General features: G+C 70.1%; 4 protein-coding genes. 3 read left to right on the top strand and 1 reads right to left on the bottom strand.

Going from position 1 to position 4,165, the window contains the following annotated elements:
* Positions 1 to 298: 298 nt before the first annotated feature.
* A complete protein-coding gene (locus ABZ371_RS29765; protein WP_358685391.1) occupies positions 299 to 1,330 on the bottom strand; it encodes a ScbA/BarX family gamma-butyrolactone biosynthesis protein in 1,032 nt (343 codons plus the stop codon).
* A 92-nt stretch (positions 1,331 to 1,422) separates the two neighbouring features.
* On the opposite strand from ABZ371_RS29765, the gene ABZ371_RS29760 reads away from it, so the two are divergent.
* The 3 genes from ABZ371_RS29760 (at position 1,423) to ABZ371_RS29750 (ending at position 3,845) form a co-directional block, all read left to right on the top strand.
* On the top strand, positions 1,423 to 2,046 hold the full coding sequence (locus ABZ371_RS29760; RefSeq protein WP_358685388.1) for a ScbR family autoregulator-binding transcription factor: 624 nt from the start codon (positions 1,423 to 1,425) through the stop codon (positions 2,044 to 2,046).
* Positions 2,043 to 2,903 (top strand): NAD(P)H-binding protein, encoded by an 861-nt coding sequence (locus ABZ371_RS29755; RefSeq protein ID WP_358685385.1) that lies wholly within the window; start codon positions 2,043 to 2,045, stop codon positions 2,901 to 2,903. Before ABZ371_RS29760 ends, ABZ371_RS29755 begins: the two co-directional genes overlap by 4 nt.
* 177 nt (positions 2,904 to 3,080) lie before the next feature.
* On the top strand, positions 3,081 to 3,845 hold the full coding sequence (locus tag ABZ371_RS29750; protein ID WP_358685382.1) for an SDR family oxidoreductase: 765 nt from the start codon (positions 3,081 to 3,083) through the stop codon (positions 3,843 to 3,845).
* The last annotated feature ends 320 nt before the right edge of the window (positions 3,846 to 4,165 follow it).

The raw sequence follows: 4,165 nt of genomic DNA, 5'->3' as shown, positions 1-4,165 counted from the left end.
CTGAAAGAGGTTTACAACCCGAAGGGCCCGCCCCGCACGGGCGTACCGGCGGGCAAGCCAGGGCGTCCCCGCCGTCTCCCGGCCGATATCGCTCGTAGCGCCCGGCCCGGAACCGTTGCGGTTCGTGTAGGCGGCCCACGGTGTCCGCCCGTCGAGTGGCAGCCGATCGGCGTCGCCGGCGGCGGGGCGAGCGCTGACGCCCCCGACTCGGCGAGCTCGAGAACCTCACGCCGGAACACGGCCGGGACCTCTGCCCGGCCCGTAAACCCCTTGAGTGACCGGTGCGTCGTCTGTCCGGCTAGGCCATTTCAGCTGATCCGGGGCACAGCACCTCCGTCGGGCCCGGGGAGATCCCGAGCCGGGACGACAGCTGAAGGTCCGCTCCGTCCCGGACGGCCGGGTGTTCCGCCGTCGGGGCCGGCACGGACCCGACCGCGACCTCGGCGGCCAGGCAGGTGCCGCCCTCCTGCTCGATGACGGCCCGCAACGCGTCGCCGTACGTCGGTGTGACCGAGACCCAGGCCGGGGCGTCGAGTTCCACCCATCCCTCGAAGGAGACGGACATTCCGGTCACCACGCAGTCCGCGACGGGCGAGTACACGTGTGCGGCCTGGCGGACGGCTTCGAGGAGGAGCATGCCGGGAGCGTGGTCGACCAAATGGTCGAACAGGACGGGATGACCGAGGTCGGCGCGCAGCTGCCAACGGTCCGCGCGTCCGGTGCCCGCCAGGACCACGTTCTCGTCGCGGTGGTGTCCGACCGTGGCGGGCGGCAGTGGAGGCTGGGGCGGCAAGGCCCGGCGGTACGTCTCGGCGAGGTCGCGCTGGCCGCGTAGCCGCCGGTATACGGCGGGGGAGTGGTTGGTGAACCGGGTCCTGGCACTCCCGGCGTGACGGCCGTTCAACCGGACCTCCAGGTGCATGGTCATCGAGGCCAGGCAGCCCTTCCTGGTGCGGACGTCGGTGCAGGCGGCCTCCAGGACGACGTCGGCCCGGGCTTCCGGGATCAGCATGGCCTGGGGCTCCACCTCGAAGGTGAAGTCGTCCCAGACCAGATGGCTGCCGAAGGGTACGCCGTAGGCGACGTGGGACAGCAGCGGAAGGGTCTGACGTACCGTCTCGACGAGGAGGAGGGGGTCGAAATGGCCCTGGTGGGGCTGGTAGAAGCTGTGGCGCCGGGGCCACCGGGCGCGGACGGTGTGCAGGTTCCCGCCATGGGTGGTCCAGTCGGTGAGGAGCACCTCGGCCGGGTCGTGCTTGTGGACGAGCTCCTGAGGAACTCTTCCGGCGATCCGCGATCTGTCCTGTCTGCCACCGTGAACGTCGGGCATACAGCACTACCCCCCCTGAACAGTGAGCCTGCGTGACGACGATTCAGCTAACATAAATTAAGTTATCTATGTCTGTCGAGGAGTGGTTCAGGGTGGCATCTGTCAAGGCGGAGCGGGCTGCGCAAACGCGGCAGGCGCTGCTGCTCGCGGCGGCTGAGGTCTTCGACGAAGCCGGTTACGAGCAGGCCGCGGTGACCCGGATCGTCGAACGGGCGGGGTTCACCCTCGGTGCGCTCTACTTCCACTTCGGCTCGAAGCAGGGGGTGGCCAAGGCCCTGATGAACGCGCAGCCGGCGACGATAGAACCCCACCTCGAATCGACCGGACTGCAGCGCCTGGTCGACATCACCATCGTGTGGGCGGACCGCATGGGGCGGGACCCGATCCTGCGTGCGGGCGTCCGTCTCGCCATAGAGCAGGGCAGCCACGGCATGAACGACGCCACCTCCTTCGAGGAGTGGCGGACGCTCATGCGCAGCCATCTCGAAGTGGCCCGGGACTACGGGGAACTCCGCGACGGGGCCTGCCCCGACCGGCTGGCGCGTTTCGTGGTCGGTGCCTGTACCGGGATACAGGTCTACTCGAATCTGGCGACCAACCACGCCGATCTCACGGAAAGGGTCTGCGACATGTGGGATCTGCTGCTGCCCAGCGTCGCCTCCGAGTCGGCGATGCGCAGCATCGAGGTCGGCCCCGTACGCGTCCCGAACCTGTGACGGCACCCGCGTCCCACGTCGTGCTCACCGGCGCCACGGGGCAGATCGCCCCGTTGATGGTGCGGCACCTCACGGACCACCACCGAGTCACCCTCACCAGCCGTACCTCTGCCCCCGTGGCCCGGCACCCCGGTGTCCGGCACGTCACCTGTGACTACGACGCGTACGAGAGTCTTGTCGGCGCCCTCCGCGGCGCCGACGCCGTCTTCGTCGTGACCAACGATCCCACGCGTCCCGAACACGACCGGAACATGGTGAGGGCCGCGGTCGAGGCACGCGTCGGGCACATCGTCAAACTGTCGGCGGCCGCGGTGCTCGACAACGCCGCGCACGACCTCGTCACCGAGTGGCAGCGGAGCAACGAGGAGCGCATCAAGGCGAGCGGCATCCCCTGGACCATGGTCCAGCCGCGGTCGTTCATGTCCCACGCCCTGGGATGGGCACCCGGCATCCGCGGTCACGATTCCACGTACGCCCTGTATCCCCACAGCCGCAACGCCTGTGTCGCGCCCGAGGACGTCGCGGAGGTCTCCGCCCTCCTCCTGGGAGACAGCGGACACCACTTCAGGTCCTACGAACTCACCGGGCCGCAGTCGCTCTCGGCACACGAACAGTCGGAGGCCCTCGGCGAACTGCTGGGGCGGCCCCTCGTCTGCCGGGCGCTCTCGCCCGAGGAAGCCCACCTGCGCTACTCACGCCGGTACTCGGCGTCGATGGCCGACGCCCTGCTCGCGAGTGCCGTGCGGCAACTCGCCGGTGCCAAGGCCCGTACCACCGATACGGTCGAGCGGCTCACCGGACGGCCCGCCACGGGTTTCGCGCAGTGGGCGGCCTGCCACCGGGACCGCTTCGAGTGACACCGGCTTCCGCGGAGGGGCGGAAGACGGGGCCGGAGGTCTGTGCTCCCGACCTCCGGCCGGCGGACCGGGAACGGGGAACGGTTCGCCCCGTGAGCACGGCCTCTTCGGGATGACGACTCCCGATGCGGCCGAGCAGAAGGGAGACGAAGTGTGCTGCGTCCATGAGGGGAAGTCATGTCCAGACGGGGCCTGTTGTACGACAAGACGATCATCATCACCGGAGCCAGCAGCGGGATCGGCGCGGCGGCGGCGGAACTCTTCGCCGAGGAGGAGGCCCGGGTGGTCCTGACGGCCCGCCGCAAGGACCGGCTGCTCGACGTGGTCGCCAGGATCAGAGCGGCGGGCGGACAGGCCACCGCCGTGGTCGCCGACGTGACCCGTGCCGGGGACATGCGTGCGGCCGTACGGACCGCGGTCGAGACGTTCGGCGGACTCGACGCCGCCTTCAACAACGCGGGGTGGGCCTGCGCGGGTACTCCCATGCACCTGATGGACGACGAGGAGTACGACCGCGTCATGGACGTCAACGCGCGGGGCGTGTGGAACGCGATGCGGGCGGAGATAGCCGTGATGCTCGAACGCGGCGGCTCGATCGTGAACACCTCGAGCGTCGCCGGAGTCCGCGCCACCGGCACCTCCGCCCCGTACATCGCGGCCAAGCACGCTGTCATCGGCCTGAGCAGGGCCGCGGCCGACGAGTACGTGCAGCAGCGCATCCGCGTCAACGCGCTCGCTGTCGGCAGCACGCGGACCGAGCTGATGGACCAGGTGCTGACCGACACGCCCTCACTCCTCAAGCCCTTCACCGAGCGGGCCATCCAGCAGCGTCTCGCCGATCCCGTCGAGATCGCACAGACGGCCGCGTGGCTCTGCTCGGACCGCTCGTCGTTCACCACCGGCGCCGTCATTCCGGCCGACGGGGGATGGACCGCCCGGTAACCGGGCCGCACCGGCCGACTTGCCCACAACGTCCCGGCTTTCCTTCGTTCTCGTGCTCTCACGCGACGCTCACCATATGGTCGGACCGCCCGTCGAGCCGCCGCCGCGGGACCGCGCTGCCCGCTGCCACGGGCAGCCAGACCTGAGGACGGTATGTGAGGGTCCTGACTCGCCTCGTCATCGCACGTGGGGACCGCGGTGTGGTGGAGGGCCGGGCAAGAACCGGCCGGTCCGGCTGCTCCGTCCCCCTCGGAAGGGCCAGGGGTTCGCGGGCCGCCGGACTCGGTACGGGAGGCGCCGGGCCCGAGACGGGAGGCCCG

This window comes from Streptomyces sp. NPDC005899 (genome assembly GCF_040629645.1).
Classification (GTDB): domain Bacteria; phylum Actinomycetota; class Actinomycetes; order Streptomycetales; family Streptomycetaceae; genus Streptomyces.
Note: the sequence above shows the minus strand (reverse complement) of the source record. Positions and strands in the feature narration are given on the sequence as shown.

What these genes read in the sequence shown, in the direction of transcription:
- ABZ371_RS29765 (WP_358685391.1), bottom strand. Translation starts at nt 1,330, where the DNA reads ATGCCCGACGTTCACGGTGGCAGACAGGACAGATCGCGGATCGCCGGA.
- ABZ371_RS29750 (WP_358685382.1), top strand. Translation starts at nt 3,081, where the DNA reads ATGTCCAGACGGGGCCTGTTGTACGACAAGACGATCATCATCACCGGA.